Source organism: Nocardia sp. NBC_00416 (assembly GCF_036032445.1).
In the GTDB taxonomy this organism is placed as follows: domain Bacteria; phylum Actinomycetota; class Actinomycetes; order Mycobacteriales; family Mycobacteriaceae; genus Nocardia.
The window spans coordinates 2,354,839-2,381,805 of record NZ_CP107932.1 but is presented as its reverse complement, the minus strand read 5'-3'; the positions used below and the strand labels follow the sequence as shown (position 1 = coordinate 2,381,805).

Genomic DNA, 26,967 nt, shown 5'->3' with positions numbered 1-26,967 from the left:
CCCACTCGGTGGTCGACCCGCCCGACGGGGCCGGCGGCGGGCCGGCGACACAGTGCCGTCGCGGGCGGGGCCGGCTGATTCCCGGCCGAGGCTCGCATATACCCGGATACCGTCACTGCCCGGCGGTGCACGCCGGCAGGTGCGGTGAGCCGCCGGGCCGCCGGCCCTGGTCAGGGAAGCGGCGAAGGCTCAGTCCGGGCTGAGCACGCTGCGCACCATCTCCCAGATCTGGGTGCGCGCGGTGCCGGTGCACGACAGGCCCGCAATGGTCAGGAACCCGTGGAACAGCCCGTCATAGCGGCGGTGCCGCACCGGCACGCCGTCGGCGGCCAAACGCTGTGCGTACGCGTCACCCGCAGCACAGGGCGGATCCAGCTGGGCGGTGATCACAACCGCCGGCGGGAGCCCGGCAAGGGTTGCCGCGCGGGTGGGGACCAGCCGCACATCGCCGGTCCCGGCGGGCGCGTACTGCTGCCAGTACCAGCGCATCGCCTTCGCCGTGTTGTAGTACCCGTTGCCGAATCTACGGTAGGAATCGGTCTCGAAGTCATCGTCGATCACCGGATAGAGCAGCAGTTGAGCCGCGATGGCCGGGCCGGCGAGATCACGGGCCGCGATGGCCACGGTCGCCGCGAGATTCCCGCCGGCGCTGTCGCCGGCGACGATGATCCGCGCCGGATCACCGCCGTAATCGGCCGCGTGCGCCGCGGCCCACAGCAATGCGTGGTAGACGTCGTCGTGCGCGGCCGGGGCGGGATGTTCGGGGGCGAGCCGGTAGTCCACCGCCATCACCACCGCGCCCAGACCGTCTGCCATCGAACGGCAGAGTTCGTCGTGGCTGTCGAGATCGCAGAACACGAACCCCCCGCCGTGCGCGAAGACGACCACGGGTAGCGAGTGGGCGTCGCTGTGCGGACGGAAGATCCGCAGCGCCAGCTCGCCTCCCGGCCCCTCGATCGTCAGATTGTGCACATCCCGCATCGCAGGGAGCCACTGCAGGGGAGCCCGACGGCCACGGATCAGCGCGCGAAGTTCCGCGGCGGGGACAGCGGTGACATCGGGGAATCCGGCATCCAATTTCGCCAGCATCGAGGCTATCTCGGGGTGCAGTACCGGACGGGTTCCGTCGTCGGCCACAACTCTGATATCCATCTCGACGCCTCCTGCATACGGTGCCGGGCACGCCCGGCGTGGTGTGGTCACCGTAGGACCGCGGATCCGGGCCGGTGGGCGATGTTCCCGTCCAGCGGACGCATCGTCTCCGGGGCCACGGCACCGCGCCGTACTCTCGGCGCGGCAGCTCGCCGCCGTACTGGAACGCCACGGCGTGGAGCGGGTCGACAGCGTCGAGTACGCAGGGGGCCCGGAAAACCCGTTCGGTCACCCTGGGCCCCGGTCGGTGTACCGCACATTGCTGCTGAGTGTCGAACCGGGCACGCCGCAGCGGGTACTGGAGGATTTCGAGGCAGACCTGCTGCGTATGCCCCGCTATATCCCGGCCATCCGGGCCTGGCAGCTGAGCCGGGTGACCCGCGCCGGCGGAACGTCGCGCTGGACGCGCATGTCCGGGAACAGGAGTTCGTCGATCTGGACGGTCTGCAGAGGGCCTATCTGATGCACCCGGTGCACTGGGGCTCGGTGGATCGGTGGTTCGATCCGGAGTGCCCCGAGGTCATCGTGCGAGAGCGGGTGTGCCACAGTTTCTGCGCCTGCGCGGATCCCGTACTGAGGTGAGCCGACCTCAACCGCGGTCCGGATCCTCCTGACGGACACGCTGTTCCACCTCGCGCCAGCGTCCCGGGGTCGGATGCGGGTACTCGGTACGCTCGTCGTGTTCGGCCTCGACCAGGGCCAGCTCGGCGGCATCGATATCGTCGATCAACTGCTGCGCGAGATCGCGCTCGGCCGCGTAATACCGTTCGGCCCAGCGCAGCACTATCTGCGAGTAGGCCCACCCCGGTTCGGATTTCGCGGCTTCGGCATCGACCGCCGCGCTGCGCTCCATCTGGTCGACGTCGGCGATATGGTCGCGCAGGATCTCCTTGAGCCGGTCGGGCGAACTCAGGTGCCCGAACATGACCCGCAACATCACATGATGTTTCAGCATCGGGCGGTCCACCGGCGCCTGATCGGCCCACGCGGTGACCGCGGCCCGGCCCTCGGGGGTGATCCGATAGAGCCGGCGTCCGCGCAACGTGTTGTCGCTGTCGACCCGCGACTGCGCGAACCCGTGCCGCTCGAGCTTCTTCAGCTCCGAATAGATCTGGCTGTAGGACGGACTCCAGTAGAAGTAGCGGATACTCCAGTCGGCCCATTTCTTCAGGTCGTACCCGGAGATCTCCTCCTCATAGGAGAGCATGGCGAGCACAGCCCAGCTGGTCGGCGGCAGGTTGGGCTCGGCCGGGTCGGCGGAGGCGCTCGTGGTCACGGCCGAAGATTACCAACGCCGAATCGGTGGCCCGGCGACCGACCGCCGCTGACCGGGAGCCCCGGCGCCCGCGACAGCGGCTCGTCGCGCTACACCGTGACCAGGTCGAACCCTCTGTATTCCGCGGCCGCCACCTCCGCGATGATCTCGCCGTATGCGCCGAAACCACCGACGAACGGCATGAACACCCGGGGTTTGCCGGGTACGTTCGCGCCCAGATACCACGAGTTCGCCGACGGCATCAGGGTGTCCGCGGCCCGGTTCGTGCATTCGGCGACCCAGGCGGCCACCGCGTCGGGCCGCGCCTCCAGGCCGGTCGCGCCGCGGCTCTCCACGAAGGCGATGGCCTCGGCGACCCAGTCCACGTGCAGCTCCGAGTGCAACACCATATTGGCCAGCACCGACGGGCTGCCCGGGCCGGTGAGGTTGAACAGATTCGGAAAGCCCGTGACGCCGAGCCCCAGATACGTCCGGGGACCCGCGCGCCAGGCCTCGTTCAGGGTCTGCCCGCCCCGGCCGATGATGGACATCTTCGCCACCGAGCCGGTCATGGCGTCGAATCCGGTGGCCAGCACCAGCGCGTCCAGCGGAAAGTGGGCCGCGCTGGTGTGCACGCCCGCGGTATCGATCTCGACGATCGGCGTCGTACGCAGATCGATCAGCTCGACGTCGTCCCGGTTGTAGGTCTGGTAGTAATTCGTATCGGTGCAGATGCGTTTGGTGCCGATGGGGTGGTCGCGGGGGATCAGCAGATCGGCGTCGCGGGGGTTCTCGATCACCGCCCGGACCTTCTCCTCCCAGAACAGCCGCGCCGTATCGTTGGCGGCGTTGTCCACCAGCTGATCCGGGAAGGTCTTGCTGAACAACACGCCGCCGAGCCGCCACCGCTGCTCGTAGGCCGCGCGCCGCTCCTGCTCCGATACGTCGAGGGCGGACTTCGGATGGGCCTGATGCGGTGAACCGCCGCCGCTGGCCATCGACAGTCGCCGCCGGGCCGGGTAGTCCGCTTTCTGCCGCTCACGCGCCGCCGCGTCCAGCGGTGCGTTACCGGCGGGCACGCTGTAGTTGGGCGTCCGCTGGAACACGGTCAGCCGCGCGGCCTGCTCGGCGAGACACGGAATGGCCTGGATCCCGGAGGACCCGGTACCGAGGACGCCGACCCGCCGCCCGGTGAAATCCACGCCGTCGTGCGGCCAGCGCGAGGTGTGCAGGAGCTGCCCCGCGAAGGATTCGAGACCGTCGATGGCCGGGGTGTTCGCATTCGACAGCGGGCCCACCGCGAGGACCAGATACCGCGCCGAGGCCACGGCGCCGGTGTCGGTGCGGACCTGCCAGCGCAGTGTGGTCTCGTCCAGTTCGGCGTCGGTGACCCGGGTGCCGAACCGGATATCGCGGCGCAGGTCGAAACGGTCGGCCACATGTTCGAGATAGGCCAGAATCTCCGGCTGGGCGGCGTACTTCTCGCTCCAGTTCCACTCCTGCTGTAGTGCCGCGTCGAACGAATACGAGTAGTCGACGCTCTCGACATCGCAGCGTGCGCCCGGGTAACGGTTCCAGTACCACACCCCGCCCACGCCGTCGGCGGCCTCGAAAACCCGCACGGTCAGGCCCTGTGCGCGGAACCTGTGCAGTGCGTACAGCCCGGCGATACCCGCACCGACGACCACCACGTCGATATCGGTCCGGTCGGAATCGGGCGGTGCGGGCGTTTCGGCGTTCACAGTGCCAACCTTTCGACGGAATCGGAGTTCTGACCGTGACGCTAGGGACCGAACGCGTACTCGGATCAGGTCCTCTCCCGCTGAACGGCACATGCGCCTCCGGCAGCGTTTCCTTCCCGATCACCGGGAGGGATCAGGCGCCGGAGCCGGTGGTCCGGCATAGCGTCGGGGTCGAGCAACCGCACAGGAGGACACACAGTGGTGGACTGGGACGACGAAGTGGACGTGCTGGTCGCGGGATCGGGCGGCGGCCTGGCCGGCGCCTACACCGCGGCCCGCGAAGGCCTGCGGGTCGCGGTGGTGGAGGCGACCGACAAATTCGGCGGGACGACCGCCTATTCCGGTGGTGGCGGCATGTGGTTCCCGGTCAATCCGGTGCTGCGCCGGGCGGGTACCGACGACACCCTCGACGACGCGCTCACCTATTATCACGCGGTCGTCGGCGACCGGACGCCGCGGGAACTGCAGGACACCTATGTCCGCCGCGGCGGCGACCTCATCGAATATCTGGAATCCGACGACCATTTCGCTTTCGAGATGCTGCCGTGGCCGGACTATTTCGGCCGCGCGCCGAAAGCCCGGCTGGACGGGCAACGCCACATCATGCCCACCCCGCTGCCCGCCGCCGAGCTGGGCGCGCTCCGGGATCAGTTGCGCGGTCCGCTGGATACCGACCGGCTCGGCACGCCGGCGCCGGATCTGCTGATCGGCGGCCGGGCCCTGATCGGCCGCTTCCTGCTGGCGTTGTCCACGTTTCCCGATGTACGTCTCCACCTGAACACCGCCCTGGTGGACCTGGTGGTGGAGGACGGCGCAGTGATCGGCGCGCGCACCGAACGCGACGGGGAACCGTTCGCGATCCGCGCGCGCAAAGGGGTGGTGCTGGCGGCGGGCGGTTTCGAACAGAACGACGCGCTGCGCGCGCAGTACGGCGTGCCCGGCCGGGCACGCGACACCATGGGCCCGTGGGGGAACCGGGGTCGGGCGCACGAGGCCGGAATCGCGGTGGGCGCGGATATCGATCTGATGGATCAGGCCTGGTGGTCGCCGGGGCTCACCCATCCGGACGGGCGTTCGGCGTTCGCACTGTGGTTCACCGGCGGCATATTCGTCAACCAGGACGGTGCACGGTTCGTCAACGAGTCCGCCCCCTACGACCGGCTCGGTCGCGAGGTCATCCGGAAACTGGGCGACGGTTCGGTCACCTTGCCGTACTGGATGATCTACGACGACAGAGAGGGCCCGGTGCCGCCGATCAAGGCCACCAATGTGTCGATGGTCGAGGTGCAGGAGTACGAGGCGGCCGGGCTGTGGCATACCGCCGCCACGTTGGCGGAGCTGGCCGCGAAGATCGGGGTACCGGCGGATCGGCTGACCGCGACCGTGGACCGGTTCAACACCATGGTCGCCGCCGGCGTCGACACCGATTTCGGCCGCGGCGACGAAGCCTACGATCGCGCTTTCTCCGGTGGCGAGCCGCCCCTGGTGTCCATCGACCGGGGTCCGTTCCACGCCGCGGCGTTCGGTATCTCCGATCTCGGCACGAAGGGCGGTTTGCGCACCGACAGCGCGGCGCGGGTCCTCGACCGGGCCGGGGCGCCCATTCCGGGGCTGTACGCGGCGGGCAACACCATGGCGGCGGTGAGCGGCACCGCCTATCCCGGCGGCGGCAACCCGATCGGGGCGTCGATGCTGTTCAGCCATCTCGCGGTCCGGGACATGCTCGGCGAGTGACCGCGCTCGCGCGGTGCGTCCCACCGGCCGGGAACTTCCCGATCGGCCGGGAACCTTTCGTGGTTCCGTTCAGTCGTCCCCACCTCGAACACCTGTCGGAGGAGCCCCCATGGCCGCACCAGACGATATCCGCTCGGCCGTGCGCCGCTACCTCGCCACCGTCGCCGACGGTTCCGCGAAGGAGATAGCGGCCCTCTACGCCGAGGACGCCACGGTGGAGGATCCGGTCGGCACTCCGGCGCACCAGGGCCGCGCAGCCATCGAAAAGTTCTACGGCGCACTCGAATCGGTGCGCACGACCACCGAACTGCTCGATATCCGGGTCGCGGGCGATAACGCGGCGTTCGGATTCCGCGTGGTCACCGATACCGGTGACCGGACCCTCACCATCGAACCCATCGATGTCATGACCTTCGACGACGACGCCCGGATCACGAGCATGCGCGCGTACTGGTCGCCGGACGATATCGCCCTCGGCTGACCCCCGCCGAGTTCTCCAGCAGAAAGAGACGAATGTGTCCGCACGCGAACAATATTGGGACCATGAAGTCGGCTTCCTGGTCGTCGGCAGCGGCGCCGGCGGCCTGACCGGCGCGCTGTCGGCGGCCGATCGCGGGCTGGACACCCTCGTCATCGAGAAGGCCTCGGTGTACGGCGGCAGTACCGCGCTGTCCGGCGGCGGGATCTGGGTGCCCAACAGCCCGGCGCTGCTGCGCGCGGGGCTGGGTGATTCCCGGGCCGAGGTCCGCGCCTATCTCGATGCCGTGGTCGGCGATCGGGTGCCGTCGCGCAATATCGACCGGTACATCGACGCGGGCCCGCGCATGCTGGAATTCCTGGAGTCCACGAGTCCGCATATGCGATTCCAATGGTGCCCGGGCTATTCCGACTACCATCCCGAGAAGCCGGGCGGCCGTCCCCGCGGCCGTTCCATCGAACCGCTGCCGGTGGATCTGAAACAACTCGGCGCCGACGAACACCTGCTGCGCCCCGCCGCGCTGGCCACGCCACCCGGACTGTTCATCACCTCCAAGGACTTCGTCCAGCTGAACATGGTGACCCGTACCTGGAAGGCGAAGCGAGCGGCGTTGCGCACCGGCCTGCGAGCCGTCAAGGCGATCGTGCTGCGCCGTCATATGGATACCCTCGGACGTGCGCTGATCGCCCGGCTCCGGCTGGCGCTGCGCGACGCCGGAGTCCCGCTGTGGCTCGACACACCCTTGCGCTCATTGGTGACCGATGAGTCCGGCGCGGTGCTCGGGGTGGTGGCCGAACGGGACGGGCGTGAATTCCGGATCCGCGCCCGCTCCGGCGTATTGCTGGCCACGGGCGGTTTCGAATACAACCAGGCGATGCGCAAGCGGTACCTGCCCGAAGGCGGCCGCGATAATTTCAGTGCGGCCTCGACCGACAACACCGGCGACGGCATCGTGGCGGGCGAGCAGATCGGTGCGGCGGTGGATCTGATGGACGACGCATGGTGGATGCCGTCGTTCCAGCGCCCGGACGGCGGCAACCAGGTACTGGTGTCGGAACGGTCGATTCCCTGTTCGCTCATCGTCGACCAGCACGGGACCCGGTTCACCAACGAAGCGTCACCGTACGTGACCTTCGTGCACGCGCAGTTGGTCGGTGGGCACGAACCGGCCTGGCTGATCTTCGACGGCAAGGCCAAGCGACGCTACCCCATCGGCGGCATCGTGCCGGGACAGAAGTTTCCCGCCGCGTGGCTGGAGGACGGTCTGATCCGGACCGCCGCGACCCCCGCCGAACTGGCCGCGGAGATCGGTGTTCCCGTCGCCGCCCTGACCGCGACGATCCAGCGGTTCAACGGTTTCGCCCGCGCCGGGTACGACGCGGACTTCGGCCGCGGTCTCAGCGCCTACGACAACTATTACGGTGATCCGTCGTTGCCGCGACCGACACTGGACACCTTGGACAAGGGCCCCTACTACGCGCTGCGGGTACGGATCGGTGATCTCGGCACGAAGGGCGGGCTCGTCTACAACGACAACGCCCAGGTGCTGCGCGACGGCGGGACCGTGATCGACGGACTCTACGCCACCGGCAACACCTCCGCCGCGGTCATGGGCAACGACTACGCGGGCGCCGGCGCGACCATCGGGCCGGCCATGGTCTTCGGATACGTCGCGGCCCGGCATGCCGCGGGCGAGCGCTGACGACGGGAGCGACTATGCAGCCACTAGTGTGCGGTACCTGCGCCAATCAGGTTCTGGTGGAGAAGTTCAGCCCGAGCCACACCAGTGTGCAGTGGCTGGACGACGCCGAATCGTCCTGCCCGGATCTGGCCCGCCGGGCCGCACTCGGCGAGCACAGCAACTGGGTGCCGACCTGCCCCGCGCTGCGCGACTCGATCGAACGGGCCGTGGCCGCCGGCGAACTGGCGACCGACGAGCAACGACACGAACCGGTCCCGGGCCGGCTCGGCTGACGGAACAGGAAGGCGAGGACCATGAGAAGACTGGACGACCATCGGACCCTGGTGACCGGGGCGGCGTCGGGAATCGGCCGGGCCACCGTGCTGCGACTGCTCGACGAGGGCGCCGCGGTCGTCGCGGCCGATATCGCCGCCGACGGTCTGGCGGAACTGCGTGCCGCGGCCGCCGACCGGGGCGCCGCCGACCGGTTGACCCCGCTCGACATGAACGTAGGCGACGAGGATTCGGTGGTGGACGGTGTGCGCGTGGCCGTCGATACCCTGGGCGGACTGGATTCGCTGGTGAACGCGGCGGGCATCCTGCGCGCCTCCCACACCGAGCAGACCAGCACCGAGCTGTGGAACCAGATCATCGGCGTCAACCTCACCGGCACCTTTCTGGTGGTCCGGCAGGCACTGCCGGCCCTGCTGGTGAACCCGCGGGCCACCATCGTGAACTTCAGCTCCACCTCGGCCTCGTTCGCGCACCCGTACATGGCGGCCTACGCGGCCAGCAAAGGCGGCATCCAGTCGTTCACCCACGCGCTGGCGCTCGAGTTCGGCGGCCGCGGCCTGCGCGCGGTATGCGTCGCACCGGGCAGCATCAAGTCCGGAATCACCGACGCCACACCGGGTTACGTGCCGGCCGACTCCGATTGGTCGCTGTTCGCGAAGCTGTCTCCGATCCTGCCCACCGACCTCGAATCCGGTGGCGCCGGGATGGGTGATCCGACCGCGGTCGCGGGTGTGATCGCCATGCTGGTGTCCGAGGACGGCGCGTTCATCACCGGCACCGAGATCCGCATCGACGGCGGCACCCACGCCTGATCCCATTTCGCCCGGGTGGTCCGGCCGCTGGGATTCGTGGTCCGTTCATCGGAAGAACGCCGGGCGATCCGGCGTCGAGATGGCAGCGTGTGAACCGATACGTCGAAAGAGAGGTCAGCAGATGACATCGGACCTGAGTCACGCCAGCACACTGCGGGAAGTCCGCACCGACGGCGGAGTACTGCGCTACCACGAGGCCGGTGCCGGGCCGCCGCTGCTCCTGCTGCACGGTTCCGGTCCCGGCGTCACCGGATGGCGCAATTTCCGCGGCAACCTGGCGGTGTTCGCCGAGCGGTTCCGCTGCCTGATCCTGGAGTTCCCCGGATTCGGCGTCACCGATGATTTCGGCGGGCATCCGATGGTGACCGCGCTGGAAGCAGTGACCCGATTCGTCGACGCGCTCGGCCTCGACCAGGCCGACATCATCGGCAACTCGATGGGCGGCGGCGTCGCGCTCAACTATGCGATCGCGCGCCCGGACAAGGTCGGCAAGATCGTGACCATCGGCGGGATCGGCAAGAACCTCTTCAGCCCCGGACCCGGTGAAGGAATCAAACTGCTGCAAGAGTTCACCGAGAACCCCACGCGAGCACGGTTGATCGAATGGCTGCATTCGATGGTCTACAACCCGGCCCTGGTCACCGAGGAGCTGATCGAGGAACGCTGGACCCAGGCCACCGAACCCGGCACCCTGGCCAGCGCCCGCCGGATGTACAGCAAGGCGGCGTTCACGGCGATGGTGCGTGCCATGGAAGCCGCCGACACTCCGCCGCCCTGGGCGATGCTGCACAAGGTGCAGGCGCCCACACTGGTCACCTGGGGGCGTGACGACCGGGTGAGCCCCCTCGATATGGCACTGATCCCGATGCGGACGATTCCCCGCGCCGAACTGCATGTGTTCCCGAACTGCGGGCACTGGGCGATGATCGAGCAGAAGGATGCGTTCGAGTCCGCGGTCCTGGCCTTCCTCACCCGTAAGAACTGAAGCACGCCGAGGCGGGCCACGGACTCACCTGCGCAGCGGGGGCGAGCGTGCTCGCCTGAGGTGTGGGGGCGTGAGCGTGCTTGCGCGCGGGGTGGGGCGTGGAGGTGCTTGCGCGGGGTGGGGCGTGGAGGTGCTTGCGCGGGGTGGGGCGTGGAGGTGCTTGCGCGGGGTAGGGCGTGAGCGTGCTCGCACAGGGTGGCAATGAACGTGCTCACGAAGGTGAGAGGTGAGCCGGATCGCGAAGGTCTGTGTTTCTTTGCGCCGCCTGCGGCGGCGCGGGGTTGAGGCCCCCTTGGTCCCGACGTTCAGCCCTCGAGACTCGAGGCTTCGCCTCATGCGCTTTCGAGGGCTGAACGTCGGGACGGGCCTCAACCCTTCAAGGGTCTCGCTGAACTCGACTCCGGCGGTGCGTCGCGCACCGAGCTCTTGATTCGCTGGATGTGGTGCACCGGACTCTTGATTCGCTGGATGTGGTGCACCGGACTCTTGATTCGCTGGATGTGGTGCACCGAAGTCCTGGTCCGCTGCACGTCGCGAACCAGGGCTGCGGCAAGGCTTCCGGGCGGCGCGTGGTTCGGTGTCAGCGCTGTGTGCTCCCGGCGTCCACCGGTAGCGCCGCCCCGGTGATGTAGCGCGCCTCGTCCGAGGCCAGGAACAGTGCGGCGTTGGCGATATCGACCGGTTCTACCCACGGGATATCCAGCAGGTTCATCGTCTTCGCCGCTTCGGCGAACTCGGCTCGCGTGGGGTTCTCCCGATCCGGCCGGAACGATCTGCGCACCATATCGTTCTGGATCATCGGGGTGTCGACATTGGTCGGGTGCACTGTATTGACCCGGATGTGTTGGGGTGCCAGTTCTTTGGCCAGCGAACGCATCAGCCCGACCACCCCGTGTTTGGCGGCCGTGTAGTGCGCCACTCCGACCAGCCCGCGCAATCCGGCGATCGAGCTGGTCAGGATCATCGACCCGCCCCCGCGGGCGATCAGCAGCGGGGTCGCGGCCTTGCAGGTCTGCCAGACGCCCGTGAGGTTGACGTCGAGCATGGTCCGCCACTGCTCTTCGGTGAGGTCGACCGCGCGCGCACTGGAGGTGATCCCCGCGGTCGCGCAGACGATATCGAGCCCGCCGAATCGGGCCGCGCCCGCCGCGGTCGCTTCGCGCAGCGCGGCGCCGTCACGGACGTCGGCGGTGACGGCGACGATCCCGGCGCCGGTCCGCTCGACCGCTCGGACGGTCTGCGCGAGATCGTCCGGACCGGCCGGCGGGGTGATCACCGTTTCGACCGGTCCGCAGATGTCCACCGCGATGATGTCGGCGCCTTCTTCGGCGAGCCGGATCGCCTGGGCCCGCCCGATTCCGCGAGCCGCTCCGGTGACCAGGGCGACTTTGCCCGAAACCCTTCCCATATCACACCTTCTGAGTCAGTCCGGCATCCACGACGAGCTCGATCCCGGTGACATACCGGGACTCGTCGGATGCGAGGAACAGCACGGCATTGCTGACGTCGACCGGATCCACCCACGGGACCGGCAGGATATTGCGCGCGGCGAGGACCCGCGCCGCGTCCTCCTGCGTCGGATTCGGCAGGTCGGGCCGAAGTGCGGCGTAGACGGTGTCGTTCAGGATCATCGAGGTCGCGACCGAGCCCGGATGGACGGTGTTCACCCGGATGCGCTGTGCGCCCAGCTCATTGGCCACGGTGCGGGCCAGGCCGACGACGGCGTGTTTGCTCGCCGAATAATGTGCGGCCGAAAGACCGCCTCTGACACCGTTGGTGGAGCCGACGACGACGATCGAGCCGCCCGCCCCGAGATGGGGTATCCCGGCCCGGACGGTGTGCCAGACCCCGGTCAGATTGATATCGAGGGCACGCTGCCACGCGGTGTCCGGTAGCTCCCAGGACAGCGCCAGATCCGCGTAGACACCGGCATTGGCGACCACCGCGTCGAGCCGGCCCAGCCGGTCCACGCCCGCGGTCACGGCAGCATCGAGCGCCTGCTGTTCGGTGACATCGGCGACGCCGGTCACGCACCGGCGACCGGCGGATTCGACCTCGCGCGCGGTACCCGCCAGATCCGCGTCGGGGAGGTCCACCGCGATGATGTCGGCGCCTTCTTCGGCCAGCCGCCGGCAGTGCGCGCGGCCCATACCGCCCGCGGCGCCGGTCACCACGACCACTCTGTCCTGCATGCGGTTCATCGGGTCCCCCCGGCGAATTGTCCGATCATGAGGCCGACGCTAAACGCGGTGCGGCCGGACCGATCGGCGTTCTCCCGGTGAGCGGGTGGTCGCCCGGGGACAGCGCCCGCCGACCGCCCGATCGTTGTCCGGAGGGCGACTGTTCGTGCAGGTCCGCACTCCGCAGCGCACCCTGCGGCCGGAGCGCGGCCGGCGAACGCGAACAGGTGGGGCCGCTGAACAGCGGCCCCACCTGCGCGTGTTCGATTGTCGATGCGGCTACGCCGGTTCGGCCACGGCCTGTCGGCGGGTCAGCACCGCCGAGGCGGAGGCCACCAGGCCGATCACCGCGACCGCGGTGACCAGGTACAGGCCCGGCCGGTAGCCGTCGATCCCGTCGGTCGCGGCGCCGCTGATCAGTCCGGTGGCGATGGCGAGGACGACCGCGCCGCCGATCTGGAACGAGGTCTGCACCAGCCCGGAGGCCAGGCCTTGCTCATGGTCGGCGATACCTTCGGTGGCCTGCACCATCACGGCGGAGAAGCCGAGTGCGAATCCGAGGCCGAGGAGCAGGAACGCGGGCAGGTAGTCGACCGCGTAGACGGCGTCGGGGCTGCCGCCGCGGGTCAGGAACCACAGGTAGCCGGCCACGAACGAGGTCAGCGCGGCGAGGATCAGCGAGGTGGTGCCGAATCGGTCGATGAGCTTGCCCGCGATCGGCGAGAGGACGGCCACGATGATGCCGGTCGGCGCCATGGCGAGCGCCATTCGCAGCGGTTCCCATTCCAGTGTGTTCTGCAGGTACAGCGAGACGATCGTCTGGAAGCTGAGGTAGGAGCCGAAGATCGCCAGCGCGGCCAGATTCGCCCGCACGATGGACTTCACCTTGAAGATGCTCAGCCGCACCAGCGGATGGCGCGTCCGGTTCTCCACGACGAAGAATGTGCCGAGCAGGCCGATCGCCAGAATGGTGGTGGCGATGACGGTGGCGGTGAAGCCGGTCTCCGGTGCGGTGACGATCGTGTAGACCGCCGAGAGCATGCCGCCGGTCAGCAGCGCCGCGCCGAGGAAATCGATACGGCCCTCTTCCTTTTCGATATTGCGCGGCACCACGAAGTAGGCGGTGACGGTCACCGCGGCGACGACGGCGACCGGCACATAGAAGGTCAGCCGCCAGTCGATGCCGGTGAGCAGGCCGGACACGATGAGTCCGGACGCGTAACCGGTCGCGCCGAAGATGGTGAAGATCGACAGTGCCCGGTTGCGGTCCGGGCCCTCCTTGAACGTGGTGGTGATGATCGAGAGCGCGGCCGGTGCGGTGAACGCGGCCGCTACGCCCTTGACGATTCGGGTGGCGATCAGCAGACCGCCGGTGTCGACCAGCCCGCCGATCAGCGAGGCGATGCCGAAGACCACCAGTGCGGCCAGGAAGACCTGTCTGCGGCCGAGCAGGTCGGCGGCTCGGCCACCGAGGAGCAGCAGGCCGCCGTAGCCGAGGATGTAGCCGTTGACGATCCATTGCAGCGCGGAGGTGTCGAGGCCGAGGTCGTGGCCGATGGACGGGAGCGCCACACCGACCATGGACACGTCGAGGGCGTCGAGGAACATCGCCAGGCCGGCGACGAAAAGTATGGCCCACAGTGTGGGCCCCCAGCGGCGGGCGGTGGGTTCGAGCGGAGTGGCGGGGGTCGGGTTCACGGGTGCGAGTGCGGTTCCGGTCACGAGAGGTAACTTAAATGCACGCGCATTGAATGTCAACGCATGTAATGTTTGAGCATGTAATGCCTGTGCATTAAATGACTTGACATGATAACGTCGGGTCATGTACCACGACTCCGACGACGATGTCTGCGCGAAGTGGTCCGAAACCCTGCGTCTCTACCACGGCACCTCCTGTGAACTGGAGAATGCGCTACAGGCGCGGCATGAGCTCGGGCTCAGCGAGTTCGAGCTCTTGCAGGTGCTCGGCGGACGCTGCGGCGTGGACGCGGACCAGAAGGTCAAGATGAAGGATATCGAGGCCGAGATGTACCTGAGTCAGAGTGCGCTGTCGCGTACCGTGACCCGGCTGGAGAAGGCCGGGCTGGTCGAGCGCGCGGCCTGCGATTTCGACCGGCGCGCCAATTTCCTGCAGCTCACGCCGGCGGGCCGGGAGCGCCTGCACGACGCGCGCCCGACCCACCTGGAAGTCCTGCGCAAACATCTGGTCTGACTGCGCGGACCCGCTGTTCCTATCCGGCCGTGGGCAGGAACTTGCCGTCGAGGAAGGTGGCGTAGTCCGGGAGGCCGGTCGCCGCGTCTATCGATCCCTGGGTCTTCGCCCAGTTGCCGAGCTCGGTCAGCTCGGTGGCGATCTCGGGCCGGAGCCGGAGCGTGAAATCGAATTGGGGCAACACGTTGCGCAACAGCTCCGGGTCGAGCTGGGTGGCCTCGGCGACGGCGTCGACCGCTGTCTCGGATCGGGCGGTCAGGTCTTCTCCGGCCTGTGCGAGCGCCGCGAAGAACGACGACAGCGCGGCGCCCTTCTGTTCGACGGCGGCCGGTGTCGCCAGGTACAGGCTGTGCTGGTTGTAGGTTCCGCCGGTGAGTTCCACCGCGTCGGATCCGAGAGCCTTTATCACCTGCGCCTGGTAGGGCTGGAAGATCGATACGGCGTCGACATTGTGCTGCGTCGCGGCGGTGACGGTCGCGGACGGCGAGACCTGGACGAGGTTCGCCGATATCGCCTGCCGCGACAGTGCGTCGGAGGCGAAGTAGGCGGCACTCGTACCGAGGGGGGTACCGATCGACTTGCCGGCGAGGTCGCCGATGTCGTTGATGCCGGCGCTGCGCCGGGCCACGATCCGGGACCCTTCCCAGCGTGATCCGTCGCCCACCACGCGCAGCGCAGGGGATCGGGTCAGTACCGCCGAGGTGGGTACGTCGGCCGCGGTGGCGACGTCGACCTGGCCGGCCGCGACCGCCTGGAGGGCCTCGATCCCGGACGGGAAGTTCACGACCTCGACCTTCACACCGTGTGCGTCGAAGTAGCCTCCCTTCTTCGCGACGGGGATCTGCGCCCAGGACGGGTCGACGACGAAACCGACCGTGAGAGTGTCGGGGTCGCTGTCGGCGCCGCCGCACGCGACGACCGATATCGATACCGCGACAGCCGCGAGCGAGGCGGCCAGCAGCCGCTTGACGGAGTTCTTCACAATGGTGCGACTTTCTGCTCAGGGGTGGGTCGACGAACCGCGTGCTCGATGCCGAGTTCGTGGTGCAGGGATTTGCGGATCTCGCTGTAGCCCGGCTGGTCCGCGAGCGTGTCCGCGGGCCGCGGTCGATCGAGGGGGTTGGTGATGCGATCGACGATCCGGCCGTCCCGCAGCACGCCCACGGTGTCGGCGAGCCGGATCGCCTCGTCGATATCGTGGGTGACGAAAATGATCGTCCGGTGCAGCCGTGTCCACAGGTCGATCAGTAGGTCCTGCATCTTCAGGCGGGTCAGTGCGTCGAGCGCGGCGAACGGCTCGTCCATCAGCATCACGGTGGGTTCCCCGGCCAGCACCCGCGCGATGCTCACCCGCTGGCGCATACCGCCGGAGAGCTCGTCGGGGCGACGGCGCCCCACATCCGCGGCGAGTTCGACGAGTTCGAGCAGTTCGGCGATCCGGCCGCGGCGCTGCCGGACCGGAACGCCCCGGGCGCGCAAGGCGAAATCGATATTGTCGGCCACGCTCATCCACGGGAACAGGACGTCGCGCTGGAATGCCATCCCGCGGCGCGGATCGGGTGCGACGACAGGTTGCCCCTCGTCGGTGACCGTGCCCGCGGTCGGTGTGATCAGCCCGGCCAGGCAGTGCAGCAGGGTCGACTTTCCGCTGCCGGAGGCGCCGACGAGTGCGGTGAAGGAACCGTCCGGGAAGGAAATGGTGATCCGGTCCAGCGTGGGCGCCCGCTGACCGGGGAAGTGGACCACGAGGTCATGCGTGTCGATCGCCATCTCAGTGCTCCTTGCGGGCCCAGCGAGTCGCCGGCGCCGTGATAGATGCGATCGCCAGGTCGCACAGGGCCCCGATGACTCCCAGGAGGATCAGGCAGGCGATGAGCCGATCGGCTTGTGAGAAGAGTTGCGCCTGGTAGATGCGGTAGCCGATACCGGCTGTCGTGCCGGTCATCTCGGCGACCACGATCAGCACGAACGCCATGGCGGCGCCCACCCGCAGACCGGAGGCTATATCGGGGGCGGCCTCCGGCAGGACGATCCGGGTCAGCGTCTGCATCCGGCCGGCCCCCAGGCAGCGTGCGGCCTGGAGATAGTCCCTGGGCGTACTCGCCAGTCCCGCATGGCTGTTGATCCACACCGGTACGAATACACCGAGTGCGATCACCAGTGTCTTGCTGCTCTCGCCCAGCCCGAACCAGAGGATGGCCAGCGGGACCAGGCCGATGGTCGGGATCGGCGACAGCAGTCGCAGGACCGGCTGCAGCAGGTTGCGTCCCAGGGTGGTGCTCGCGGTGACGACCGCTGCCCCGACCCCGGCGAGCGTGCCGAGGGCGAAGCCCGCGACGGCGCGTCGCAGGCTCGCGAGAATATCCGCTGCCAGGAGTCCGTCCGTCCACAGCGTGTGCCCGGCCCGGAAGATCTCGGGCACGCTGGGAAACAGCTCACGTGGGAATTGCCCGGTGGCCACGACCAGCGACCAGGCGAGCGCGGCCAGCGCCAGTCCGCCGATCGTCCATCCGAGCGACCGGAAATGCGCGATCCACGGCAGCGGGCGCTTCCGGAGCCCGGCGCGCCGAGCCGGAGTTTCCGGGAGGCCGGGAGTTCCGGCGGTCGTTGTTCGTACGCTGGTTGTCACGTCGTCGAACCTTCCTGGGTCTTCGGGGTACGGCGTCCCCGGATGGGCAGCGCCCTTACCGGCTCGACTGTGCGTCGACGGCGTGCACCGCCACGCGTGGGATGCCGTCCGGTACCCAGTCGAAGGGGACCGACTGCGCGCGATAGACCAGGGGTGTGCGGGTGAGCCGGTCGACTCCGGGAACCCGGGGTTCGCGCACTTCGGGCTCGCCCGCGACGCCGTAACCCTCGTACGGACTGTGGTACTCCCAGACCACCTCTCCGGCCGCGGTCACCTGGAACAGCCGTCCCTGCATACCCTCGGTGATCAGGGTGTTGCCGTTGGGGAGCCGCTGTGCGTTGCTCACGAAGGAACTGAAGAACGTCCACGACGGCCGGCCGGAGTCCTCGGCGGTGTACTGCCAGACGATCTGCTCGGTCGCCGGGTCGATCTCCAGGATCCGCGAGCCGGCGTAGATCCCCAGCGCGGCCGGTGGATAACCCGCCCCGCCCTGATTGTCGAAAACCAGGATATTGCCCGCGCCGGGCAGGTTCGCGGCGATCATGTGCGGATTGTGCTGGCCGGAGATCTGATCCAGCGCGCGCGGCACCTTGTGGGCATTGATCCGCTGATGCTGGGCGCCGGACAGCGCCTCGAAGTAGGGTCCGAGTTTCCATACGACGGCCCCTGAGGTCTTGTCGATCAAGGCGACGATATTGGCCTTGCGGAAGCTGACCAGGATGTTGTCGGGATGGAATACGCCGCCCGGATCCTGGTCGTGCCACCGGTTCGGGCCCAGCGACTTGGCGCTGTTCATCTCGAGATAGCCCCACGGATCCTCGGGATCCCGGGTCGCCGTCTCGCGCAGGGCCTGCCATCCGCTCGCGGAGAACCCCAGCTCGCCCAGGTGGTCGCCGGCCAGCCATTGCCAAACGATCTCGCCGCGTTCGTCCACCTCGAACAGGCCCTGGTCGCCCACGGTCGCCGCACCCAGGTCGGGGACCACTCGTGGCACGGTGACCAGGAGCAGTCGGTGGCCGTTCGGCAGTAGTTCCCAGTCGTGGTTCTGGCGGGCCGCGCCGCCGGGCGCCTGGCGCCCCCATTCCCAGATGTGCTCGCCCGACCAGCTGAGCTGCCCCACTGTCCCGTTGGCGTAGATCCCGCCGCGGGCATCGCCGCTGTCGGACAACTGGACCCCGATATCGCCGATCCGTCCGCCGTTGAGCGAGGGATCGAGAACACGCGGCGGCACACCCGCGAACGGCCACTCGTGCACCACCGTGCCGTTGAGGTCGATGAGCCGGGTGATTCCGTCGGCGCCGGTGAAGAGAACGTAACTGTCGTAGGCGTTCTCGGGATCGCAGTGGGTGACCCCGGTGAGTCGTGTGTATGCCATGTTCCCTACTTCACCTGTCGCTTGTTACGTCTGTTTGTCGTGCTGGTAACTGTTCTAATCGTTTAGCGTAGCGACGTGTCGCGGACGGCATAGTGTAAGAATCCGGATGAACGAAACCCCCTCGGCCCGCGGATGCCGCCGACCAGACTGGACCGATCGTGAACGTCAAACGCCCCACTCTCACCGATGTCGCCAAGCGCGCCGGGACCTCGACGGCCGTGGTCAGTTATGTGATGAACGACGGGCCGCGCCCGGTTTCGGAACGGCTGCGGGCCAAGGTCGTCGCGGCGGCGGACGAACTCGACTATCGGCCCGATCGCAATGCCCGAGCCCTGCGCAGACCTCGGCGGTGGCGGCAGATCGGCCTCCTCGTTCCGGATATGACCATGCCGTTGTTCGGCGCGTTCGCCGGCCGGGTCGAGATCGAGGCGAGGGCGCGCGATCACCTCACAATGATCGGTAACACCGGATTCGATCCCGAACGGGAACTGGAGTTCGCCACCGCTTTCACCGATGTCGGCATCGACGGGCTGATAGTGGTCGGTGCGGTGGACGCGTCCGGAACCGGCGGAATCTGCGCCAGGGCCCGGATACCCGTCGTCTGGGTGCACAACAGCCGGGGCCTGCTCGATTCGCCGATCGTCGGCGGTGACCACCATGGAGCCGGTCGCCTCGCCGCCGGTCATCTCGTCGAATCCCATGGTTGCGAGAACCTGGTATTCGTAGGGGGTTTCACCGAGAAAGATGTGAAACACGGGGACCGGGAGACCGTCGCGCAGCGATTCGAGGGATTCCGCTCGGTCGCGGGTGGCCGTGGCGACGCTATCCGCACCGATCTGACCGCTCCCGGAGCCTACGCGGCGGTCAGCGCGTATCTGCGGGACCGCGGCGAACCGCCGCACGGGATGGTGATCGGCACCAGCGGTCAAGCCGCGGCCACCCTGCGCGCGATCACCGACGCCGGGCTGAACATACCCGGCGATATCCGCCTCGTCGGTTTCGACGCCGATACCGCCGACAATTTCGGGCAGATCACTCTCGCCTCGGCACGGCAACCGATCGACGCCATCACCCGGACCGCGCTCGGGTGTCTGCTCGACACACCGAAAGGCGGCACCGCGATGGAGGATCTCGCGCGGATGGAGGTCGTCCTCGATACGGGTGAGTCCTGCGGGTGCGTGACCCGGCACCCGGGCGCGGCGGCCCGAACTTCCGTGCGGGTCACCTGAATCGGCTACGGCTACCAGGGGAGAGCGCACCGCGCCGATCGACTCGGTGCGATATGAGATCGTGGAAACCAACCATGCAGCAGATGCCGTGCCCCACCGGGACGGTGGGCCGCGCTGAAATCAGGAGGACACGGTGAGCACAGGTGGTTTCGATCCCCGTTCCGGAGCGGCCACGGGAGTGACCCCGGGCGGATTGGGCAAGCGTGCCGCCGCACGATTCGCCGATTGGATCATCGCCGCGATCGTCGGGGCGATCTTCTTCTGGTTGCTGAACAAGTCGGCCCATACTCCCGGATGGGTGTCGATTCTGCCCGGTGCGGGTTTCGCCTTCCTGTACTTCGTGGTCTTCGAGGTGGTATCCGGATCGACCCCCGGGAAGAAGCTGCTGGGCCTGCACGTCAACGGATCCGGCGGGGCGTCGAAACCGAGTATCAAGGAATCGGCCCTGCGCAACGCGTACATGCTGCTCAACCTCGTGCCCTGTGTCGGCGGGGTCCTCTGGTTCTTCGCGGCTCTCTGGATCGCGGTGACCATCGGTTCGAGTTCGACGAAACAGGGCTGGCACGACCGGTTGGCCGAGGGGACCCAGGTGGTCGAGGACTGACGGCGCTCGCTCCGGCGCACCTACACGTGGTGCGCCGGCGTGTCATCTCCGTGTTCGCACCGTATGGCCGGGGCGGGTGATCGCCCGGGCGCGGTGAGGTCAGGGGTGCTCGGCCGCGTACTGCTCGCGCCACCGGGCGATCAGGGGAGCGAGTTCGCTGAGCATGAAGGTGTAGAAGTCCTGCATCTCGTGCATGCGCCGGGCCGTGATCGTATCCGGGCCGGTGGCGGCGAGGCCCTCCTGCGCGGAGTCGCGCATGGTGACCAGCATCGTGTTCTGCTGGGACATCAGCGCCGCCCATGCCCCGGCGCGGAACCGGTAGTGGTCGCGCCGGCTGCCGGGTGCCGGCACCCGTTCGACGAGTCCCACCGGCATGAGGTGTTTGATCGCCGTGGATACCGCGCCGGAGCTGATCGACAGTTCCGTGCAGAGGTCAGCGGCTGTCATGGTGTTCTGCTCGGTGTAGAGCAGCGCGGTCAGCACCCTGGCGGTCGAGCGCTGCATGCCGCCGCCCGCCGATAACGTCAGGGCCAGTTTCTCCGCGGCGTCTCGCAATCGCTGGTCGGTTCCCATGCCCCGAAGGTATCAGGCCTGCGAATACTCTGAACATTTACAAATCTCTGAAAACTCGATACTTTCACCTCATGGTGAAAGCGATTGAGCTGAACGGGCTCACGAAGACCTACGGTCCGGCGCGGGGCCTGGTCGACCTCTCGTTATCGGTAGAACAGGGCGAGGTCTTCGGGTACCTGGGCCCCAACGGCGCCGGGAAGTCCACGACCATCCGGTTGCTACTGGACCTGATCCGGCCCACCAGCGGCACGGCCCGGGTGCTCGGCCTGGACCCGCGGGCCGATGCGGTCGAGGTGCATGCGCGGATCGGTTATCTCGCCGGTGATTTCGTCGCTCCCGGTCGTCAGCGCGTCGGTGCGGCACTGCGCTTCCTGGCGGCGCTGCGCGGCGGCGCGGGCGCGGATCGGATCGATGCGCTGTGCGAGCGACTGGAGCTGGACCAGGACAAGCGGATCTCGGCATTGTCGAAGGGCAACCGGCAGAAGGTCGGCCTGGTGCAGGCATTCATGCACGAACCCGAGCTGCTGATCCTCGACGAACCCACCTCCGGGCTGGATCCGCTGGCGCAGCAGATCTTTCTGGACCTGGTCTCCGAGGCCACGGCAGGCGGGCAGACGGTCTTCATGTCCAGTCACATCATGAGCGAAGTCGAAGCGGTCGCCGACCGGGTCGCCATCATCCGCGAGGGCCGTCTCGTCGCGCTCGATACCGTCGCGGGCCTGCGGGCCGACGCTGTTCGTGATGTCGAGGTCACCTTTGCCCAGCCGGTCGGCGCGGCTGAATTCACCGCTCTGGCCGGGGTGGCCGAAGTCCGGGTCGAGGGTGCCACGCTGCGCTGCCAGGTGACCGGCAGCCCGGACGCGCTGCTGCGTGCGCTGGCCGCGCGCCACGTCACCGGCCTGCTGATCTCCGAACCCGCACTCGAGGACCTGTTCCACCGCTACTACACCGGAGAAGCCGATGCTGCCTGATATCTACACCCAGACCCTGCTCGACAACCGCCGGGCTCTGCTCGCGTGGTCGATCGGCACCGCGGTGGTGGGAGTGATGTACGCCGCGTTCTATCCACAGGTCTCCGCGGGCGGCCTGGCCGAATCCGTCCAGAACTACCCTGAACCGATCCGTGAGGCTCTGCGGATGCAGGATATGGGCTCGGCTGCGGGATATCTGGGCTCTACGGTGTTCGGGTTGCTGTTGCCGTTGCTGGTGACGGCCTTCGGGATCACCTTCGGCGCCCGCGCCGTCGCGGGAGACGAGGAGTCGGGGTACCTGGATCTGTTGTTGGCACATCCCGTGGGCCGCGTCCGGCTCGTGGTTCAGCGTTTCGCCGGACTGGTCACCGGCGTCGCCGCAATCGTCGTACTGGTTTTCCTCGGGATGGTGCTGGTCCGATCCGTGGCCGATCTCGAGGCCATCGGAATTGCCGAATTCGCCGCGCAATCTGTACATCTGGCGCTGCTCGGCATCGCCTTCGGTGCTGTGGCGATCGGATCGAGCGCCGCGCTCGGCACACGCGGCCCGGTTCTGGGGATCGCGGCCGGCATCGGGGTGCTCACCTACATCGCGGGCAATCTCGCCGGCGTGATCGGCGCCGAATGGCTCGAATACCTTTCACCGTTCCACTACTACATCGGCGGTGAACCACTGCGCCACGGTATGCAATGGGCCGACGCCGGGGTCCTGGTGGTAGCCACCGCGGTCTGCGTGGCGGCCGGGCTCCTGCGTTTCAGCCGGCGCGATCTGCGCTCCTGACCGATACGACGATGCCCCGCGGACTCGGCCGCCGCGGGCTCGTGCGGGCCGGACGCGGCTGGGCGCCGACCGTGCTGGTTTCCCGAACACGCCGAGCGGTTTCGCGCCTCGATTCTGCGCGCGGTGGCCCCGCTGTGGATGACGGGGGCTCGGGTATCTCGGCGAGCCGGAACGGGCCCCGCCGAGATACCCGTGAACGCACGGACTAGGGACCGTTCACCGAATTGTGGAATTGAATCGCGCTGGCGATTCCGACCGGAATACCGATCACGATCATGCCCGCCGCGGCGCCCAGCGTGACACCTGTCGCCGCACCGGCGACGCAGAGCCCGATCGGTCCGGCGAAGAACGTCGGAACCACCAGCGGCGCACCGATGACCGCGCCCGCTACGCAACCGAGGGCGCCGCCCACCAGTGAGCCGATCAGCGTGCCCACGGCGGTCGCCAGACCGAACTGAGTGGCCGCGGTGCTGAGTGCGGCAGCGGGGTCGACGCCGCCGATGTCATCGATATCGACCGGTGACAACATGGCGGCGGGACGTGCGTCGGCCGGATCCACACTCGGGGTGAAGGTGGCGGTGTTCCCCTCCACCCGTGCCGCGATCGGCCATTCCCGGCCGTCCTTGAGATAGGTCAGGGGCAGGCCGGCGACGAGCTTCCCTTGGCCGTCGAGCACCTGGAATTGTGTGCCCTGCGTCGTCAGCGAACCCGCGTCGGTGCGGAGCACCACCGAGTTGTCGACGACATTCGCGGTGTAATGGATTCCCGGAAGAATATCGGTCTGCAGGGTGGTACCGGGGGGCGGCGCGGGCGCGGCAGCCGGAGCCGCGTATGCCGTGCCCGCGGTCAATCCCACCGTGGCCGCAACCAACACCGAAGCAGCTGTGAAGGTTTTCATCATCATCATCTACTACTGACACACTTTCCCTGAGCGCGAGTTCCAGCGCCCCGAAGGGCTGGATCCGGAACATGAATTCGAACCTCCGACGAGGCTCGTAGAATTCGATCACGAACAACTGCCGAAATCCGTATGGGAATCATCAATTATCCGGTATCCCCGTCAATATCGCGTCAATGCGGTCCGGCTGCCCAGCTCCGCTTTCGTGCTGGACCTATTGCCGCCGAGCGCATTTCGTCAGAGCCACGATTCCTCTATTGCGGGCGGCCTGGCCCGCAGTGTGCGACTCATCGCGACGGGGCATAAAAACACCGCGAAGATTCGCCGCGGGCTCTTTTGATCGTCGGCGTTTCCGTCCACTCTGACCAGGTTCGGTTAGAGCCCATCAGGGAAGAGGAAGCCACGTCGTGAATGATCTGTCGCTCACCATCGCGATACTCGCGGCGTTCGTCGCGGCTGTTCTGACCCTTCGCCTCGTGAACGCTCGGCAGGAGCGAAGCGAAGACGAGGATTTCCCCGCGCGCCCTGCCGCGGCGCCCGCGCCACAGGGTCGGCGCTATTTATTCCGGTCCTCGTGATCGTCGTCCGACGCGAGGGCGTCGGCCGGCAGTTCGACGATCATGGTCAGTCCGCCGCCCGGGGTCGGTTCCGCGAGCACTGTTCCGCCCATCGCCTCCACGAATCCCCTGACCACGGACAGGCCGAGGCCGACGCCGGTGGTGTTGTCGCGGTCGCCTCGGCTCTGAAACGGCTCGAACAGCTGTTCTTCGGTTCCCGGTGTGACACCCGGGCCGTGGTCGACGACCGTGATGGACGTGCGGTCCCCGTGCTGCTCGGCGACGACACGGACCGCAGTGTCCCGCGACCCGTGTCGCAGTGCGTTATCGATCAGATTCGCCATGACCCGCTCCAGCAGGCCGCTGTCGGCGAGCACGTGCACTTCACCGACCTCGGTCTTCACTCGATCCGCGGCCGCGCGTCGCGGGCCGCGAGCACCCATTCCCACGCTGACCAGCGCTCGGTGTACGACCTCGTCCACGTATACCCGCCGCAGGTGTGGAGTCACCACGCCGACGGCGATCCGCGAGGAGTCGAGCAGATTGCCGACCAAGGCGGTGAGTTGGTCCACCGATTCCTCGATGGCTTCGAGCAGTTCGGCGGTGTCATCGGCGGAGAATTCCACCTCGTCGCTGCGCAGGCTCGACACCGCCGCTTTCGCGCCCGCCAAGGGCGTGCGCAGGTCGTGACTCACCGCCGAGAGCAGGGCACGACGCAGCCGGTCGGCTTCGACGAGTGCGGCCGCCGCGTTCGCCTCCTCGGCCAGTTCGGCCTGCCGGACCAGTCCGGCCGCCTGGTTGGCGACGGCGTTGAGAACGGGCCGGTCGATCGCGGCGAGCGAGCGTCCGGCCAGCAGCAGCCGGCTCGCGGCATCGCCCGCCTGGATCGAGTTCTCGGCATCCTCGTCCCGGACCGGCGGATCGGCGCCCACCGCCGCCAGGACCTGGCCGTCACGAACCAGGCTGACCGCGCGCAGGCCGTAGGTCTCGCGGATCTGTTCGAGCAGTTTCGACAGATCCGCGCCGTAGAGCACCGCGCCGGAGAACAGGGTCAGCAGGTCCGCCTGCTGGGTCGCCCGGCGCGCCTGTCTCGATCTGCCGGCGGCGGCGTCGACCAGTGCCGCGACGGCGACCGCGACGAAGAGCAGCACCACCACGGTGACGAAACTGTCCGGTTGGGCGATGGTGAGGCTGTAGCGCGGGTTCGCGAAGAACCAGTTCAGCAGTAGGCCGGACAGCATCGCGGAGGCCGCCGCGGGTATCACGCCGCCGAGTAACGCCACTGTGACGACCCCGACGAAGAACACTGCGCTCAGTCCGCCGAGCTCCAACGGGCCGTCCAGCAGCAGTGCACTGATCCCGCAGACCGCGGCCGGCACCAGGATCGCGGCGACCCAGGCGTAGATCCGCCGCTGCGGCAACGTCACCAGCGGTCGTGCGCCGCGATGGGACTCCTCGTGGGTGACCAGGTGTACGTCGATCTTCCCGGATTGCTGTACGACCCCGGCCCCGATCCCCTCGTCGAGGATCCGAGCCCACCGGGAGCGGCGGGACGTGCCCAGGACCAACTGTGTCGCATTCACTTCCCGCGCGAATTCCAGTAGTGCGGACGGCACATCGTTGCCGGTGATCGTGTGCATCGAGGCATTCAGGTTGCCGGCCAGCTCCCGCAGCCGGGCCAGCCGTTCGGCCGAGACACCGGCCAGTCCGTCACCGCGCACGACATGGACGAGCACCAGCTCGGCGCTCGCCTTGATCGCGATGCGGCTGGCCCGCCGGACCACGGTCTCGGACTCGGGACCGCCGGTCACCGCGACCACGACCCGTTCGCGAGCCTCCCACAGCTCGGTGATCTCGTGATCGGCCCGGTATTTGGCGAGCGCCGCGTCGACCTGGTCGGCGACCCACAGCAATGCCAGCTCGCGCAGCGCGGTGAGATTCCCGGGGCGGAAGTAGTGGCGCAACGCCGCATCGACCTTTTCGGCGGCGTAGATCGAGCCATGAGAAAGCCTGCGGCGCAATGCTTCCGGGGTGATATCGACCAGCTCGACCTGGTCCGCGCCGCGCACCACCGAGTCCGGAACGGTTTCCAGTTGCCGGACGCCGGTGATCTGCTCGACGACGTCGTTGAGGCTTTCCAGATGCTGCACGTTCACCGTGGATATCACCTCGATACCGGCCGCGAGCAGGTCCTCGACGTCCTGCCAGCGTTTCTCGTGTCCACTACCGGGCGTGTTCGTATGGGCGAGTTCGTCGACCAGGACAACCGCCGGGGCGCGCCGCAGCACGGCCGCGATATCTATCTCGGAGAATTGTGCGCCCCGGTATTCGACGGTCTTCGGCGGTATCTGTTCGATGCCGTCGAGCAGTGCGGCGGTAGCGGTCCGGCCGTGCGTTTCCACGATCGCGGCCACCACATCGCGACCGCGGCCGATGCGGCGATGAGCCTCGCCGAGCATCGCATACGTTTTGCCGACGCCCGGTGCGGCGCCGAGATAGATGCGCAGTTGCCCGCGTTTGCCCTGCTTGTCGGTCGATGACACCGCGCTACTCCGAACTGCCGTGGCCGATCGTGGCAATTGCCATTGTGGTCCTTCTTCCAGCCGTCGTGGTGTGCCGATCGCCGGCTTGCCGGTCGTAGGCGCACCGTAGCCCGGGCCGGCGATGTCGAATTCGATCTTTACGGTGTGTTGACGTGATGACGACCTGCCCTGACGGCATCCTTGCACTGATACCGGCCGGTCTGTAAGCGAAGCGTCAATCCGCGGCTCGGATCCGCTAGGGACCCGTAAAGACGCTGGGAACGAGCGCCGGTAGCGGCTTGA

At 67.9% G+C, this 26,967-nt stretch carries 25 protein-coding genes; 12 read left to right on the top strand and 13 right to left on the bottom strand.

All coding sequences use genetic code 11. The annotated features are described in order from the left end of the window. Positions 1 to 189: 189 nt before the first annotated feature. Positions 190 to 1,152, bottom strand: a complete 963-nt coding sequence (locus tag OG804_RS09625; RefSeq protein ID WP_328396044.1) for an alpha/beta hydrolase — start codon at positions 1,150 to 1,152, stop codon at positions 190 to 192. Between the two features lie 247 nt (positions 1,153 to 1,399). Here OG804_RS09625 and OG804_RS32330 point away from each other — a divergent pair, with 247 nt between their 5' ends. Then, a complete protein-coding gene (locus OG804_RS32330; protein WP_442941782.1) occupies positions 1,400 to 1,615 on the top strand; it encodes a hypothetical protein in 216 nt (71 codons plus the stop codon). Positions 1,616 to 1,741: 126 nt separating this feature from the next. Here the strand turns inward: OG804_RS32330 and OG804_RS09615 are convergent, their stop codons facing one another. Continuing rightward, the gene (locus OG804_RS09615; protein WP_328398294.1) at positions 1,742 to 2,359 is read right to left on the bottom strand and encodes a PadR family transcriptional regulator; all 618 of its coding nucleotides are present in this window, start codon (positions 2,357 to 2,359) and stop codon (positions 1,742 to 1,744) included. 158 nt (positions 2,360 to 2,517) lie between these two features. Further along, positions 2,518 to 4,149 carry a flavin-containing monooxygenase gene (locus OG804_RS09610; RefSeq protein ID WP_328396042.1) on the bottom strand — a complete coding sequence of 544 codons (1,632 nt, stop codon included), beginning with the start codon at positions 4,147 to 4,149 and terminating at the stop codon, positions 2,518 to 2,520. A 198-nt stretch (positions 4,150 to 4,347) separates the two neighbouring features. Between OG804_RS09610 and OG804_RS09605 the strand changes: the two genes are divergently transcribed. From OG804_RS09605 to OG804_RS09580, 6 genes are all read left to right on the top strand, one after another. After that, positions 4,348 to 5,883, top strand: a complete 1,536-nt coding sequence (locus OG804_RS09605) for an FAD-binding protein (RefSeq protein ID WP_328396040.1) — start codon at positions 4,348 to 4,350, stop codon at positions 5,881 to 5,883. A gap of 109 nt (positions 5,884 to 5,992) precedes the next feature. After that, positions 5,993 to 6,364 (top strand): nuclear transport factor 2 family protein, encoded by a 372-nt coding sequence (locus tag OG804_RS09600; RefSeq protein ID WP_328396038.1) that lies wholly within the window; start codon positions 5,993 to 5,995, stop codon positions 6,362 to 6,364. A 34-nt stretch (positions 6,365 to 6,398) separates the two neighbouring features. Next, positions 6,399 to 8,063 carry an FAD-binding protein gene (locus OG804_RS09595; RefSeq protein WP_328396036.1) on the top strand — a complete coding sequence of 555 codons (1,665 nt, stop codon included), beginning with the start codon at positions 6,399 to 6,401 and terminating at the stop codon, positions 8,061 to 8,063. Between the two features lie 14 nt (positions 8,064 to 8,077). Beyond that, complete coding sequence (locus tag OG804_RS09590) at positions 8,078 to 8,335, top strand: hypothetical protein (protein WP_328396034.1); 258 nt, start codon at positions 8,078 to 8,080, stop codon at positions 8,333 to 8,335. Between the two features lie 21 nt (positions 8,336 to 8,356). Continuing rightward, on the top strand, positions 8,357 to 9,148 hold the full coding sequence (locus OG804_RS09585; RefSeq protein WP_328396032.1) for an SDR family NAD(P)-dependent oxidoreductase: 792 nt from the start codon (positions 8,357 to 8,359) through the stop codon (positions 9,146 to 9,148). Between the two features lie 121 nt (positions 9,149 to 9,269). After that, positions 9,270 to 10,133 (top strand): alpha/beta fold hydrolase, encoded by an 864-nt coding sequence (locus OG804_RS09580; protein WP_328396030.1) that lies wholly within the window; start codon positions 9,270 to 9,272, stop codon positions 10,131 to 10,133. Between the two features lie 580 nt (positions 10,134 to 10,713). Here the strand turns inward: OG804_RS09580 and OG804_RS09575 are convergent. The 3 genes from OG804_RS09575 to OG804_RS09565 form a co-directional block, all read right to left on the bottom strand. Then, positions 10,714 to 11,541, bottom strand: a complete 828-nt coding sequence (locus tag OG804_RS09575; RefSeq protein WP_328396028.1) for a mycofactocin-coupled SDR family oxidoreductase — start codon at positions 11,539 to 11,541, stop codon at positions 10,714 to 10,716. Position 11,542: 1 nt separating this feature from the next. Beyond that, positions 11,543 to 12,334: a mycofactocin-coupled SDR family oxidoreductase gene (locus OG804_RS09570; RefSeq protein WP_328396026.1), complete on the bottom strand. Its 792-nt coding sequence runs from the start codon at positions 12,332 to 12,334 to the stop codon at positions 11,543 to 11,545. A 258-nt stretch (positions 12,335 to 12,592) separates the two neighbouring features. Beyond that, the gene (locus OG804_RS09565) at positions 12,593 to 14,035 is read right to left on the bottom strand and encodes an MFS transporter (protein ID WP_328396024.1); all 1,443 of its coding nucleotides are present in this window, start codon (positions 14,033 to 14,035) and stop codon (positions 12,593 to 12,595) included. A gap of 100 nt (positions 14,036 to 14,135) precedes the next feature. Here OG804_RS09565 and OG804_RS09560 point away from each other — a divergent pair, with 100 nt between their 5' ends. Then, entirely contained in the window at positions 14,136 to 14,525 is a 390-nt protein-coding gene (locus tag OG804_RS09560) for a MarR family winged helix-turn-helix transcriptional regulator (protein ID WP_328396022.1), read from the top strand. Positions 14,526 to 14,544: 19 nt separating this feature from the next. On the opposite strand, the gene OG804_RS09555 is transcribed toward OG804_RS09560, so the two are convergent. The 4 genes from OG804_RS09555 to OG804_RS09540 are packed head-to-tail and all read right to left on the bottom strand — an operon-like array spanning position 14,545 to position 18,529. Then, positions 14,545 to 15,507, bottom strand: a complete 963-nt coding sequence (locus OG804_RS09555) for an ABC transporter substrate-binding protein (protein WP_328396020.1) — start codon at positions 15,505 to 15,507, stop codon at positions 14,545 to 14,547. Further along, entirely contained in the window at positions 15,504 to 16,295 is a 792-nt protein-coding gene (locus OG804_RS09550; protein ID WP_328396018.1) for an ABC transporter ATP-binding protein, read from the bottom strand. Before OG804_RS09550 ends, OG804_RS09555 begins: the two co-directional genes overlap by 4 nt. 1 nt (position 16,296) lies before the next feature. After that, positions 16,297 to 17,154, bottom strand: coding sequence for an ABC transporter permease (locus tag OG804_RS09545; RefSeq protein ID WP_328396016.1), 858 nt, complete (start codon positions 17,152 to 17,154; stop codon positions 16,297 to 16,299). A 55-nt stretch (positions 17,155 to 17,209) separates the two neighbouring features. Next, positions 17,210 to 18,529, bottom strand: a complete 1,320-nt coding sequence (locus tag OG804_RS09540) for an aryl-sulfate sulfotransferase (protein WP_328396014.1) — start codon at positions 18,527 to 18,529, stop codon at positions 17,210 to 17,212. Positions 18,530 to 18,687: 158 nt separating this feature from the next. On the opposite strand from OG804_RS09540, the gene OG804_RS09535 reads away from it, so the two are divergent. After that, the gene (locus OG804_RS09535; protein ID WP_328396013.1) at positions 18,688 to 19,758 is read left to right on the top strand and encodes a LacI family DNA-binding transcriptional regulator; all 1,071 of its coding nucleotides are present in this window, start codon (positions 18,688 to 18,690) and stop codon (positions 19,756 to 19,758) included. A gap of 133 nt (positions 19,759 to 19,891) precedes the next feature. Continuing rightward, a complete protein-coding gene (locus tag OG804_RS09530) occupies positions 19,892 to 20,362 on the top strand; it encodes an RDD family protein (protein WP_328396011.1) in 471 nt (156 codons plus the stop codon). Positions 20,363 to 20,461: 99 nt separating this feature from the next. Here OG804_RS09530 and OG804_RS09525 read toward each other — a convergent pair whose 3' ends face one another. After that, positions 20,462 to 20,935 carry a GbsR/MarR family transcriptional regulator gene (locus OG804_RS09525; protein ID WP_442941781.1) on the bottom strand — a complete coding sequence of 158 codons (474 nt, stop codon included), beginning with the start codon at positions 20,933 to 20,935 and terminating at the stop codon, positions 20,462 to 20,464. Positions 20,936 to 21,006: 71 nt separating this feature from the next. Between OG804_RS09525 and OG804_RS09520 the strand changes: the two genes are divergently transcribed. Together OG804_RS09520 and OG804_RS09515 are read left to right on the top strand one after the other, a co-directional pair. Then, positions 21,007 to 21,906, top strand: coding sequence for an ABC transporter ATP-binding protein (locus tag OG804_RS09520; protein WP_328396009.1), 900 nt, complete (start codon positions 21,007 to 21,009; stop codon positions 21,904 to 21,906). Further along, a complete protein-coding gene (locus OG804_RS09515; protein WP_328396007.1) occupies positions 21,896 to 22,687 on the top strand; it encodes an ABC transporter permease subunit in 792 nt (263 codons plus the stop codon). The genes OG804_RS09520 and OG804_RS09515 overlap by 11 nt, the downstream gene beginning before the upstream one ends. A 205-nt stretch (positions 22,688 to 22,892) precedes the next feature. Here OG804_RS09515 and OG804_RS09510 read toward each other — a convergent pair whose 3' ends face one another. After that, positions 22,893 to 23,594 (bottom strand): hypothetical protein, encoded by a 702-nt coding sequence (locus OG804_RS09510; protein WP_328396005.1) that lies wholly within the window; start codon positions 23,592 to 23,594, stop codon positions 22,893 to 22,895. A 547-nt stretch (positions 23,595 to 24,141) separates the two neighbouring features. Beyond that, on the bottom strand, positions 24,142 to 26,685 hold the full coding sequence (locus tag OG804_RS09505) for a sensor histidine kinase KdpD (RefSeq protein ID WP_328396004.1): 2,544 nt from the start codon (positions 26,683 to 26,685) through the stop codon (positions 24,142 to 24,144). Positions 26,686 to 26,967 lie beyond the last annotated feature (282 nt).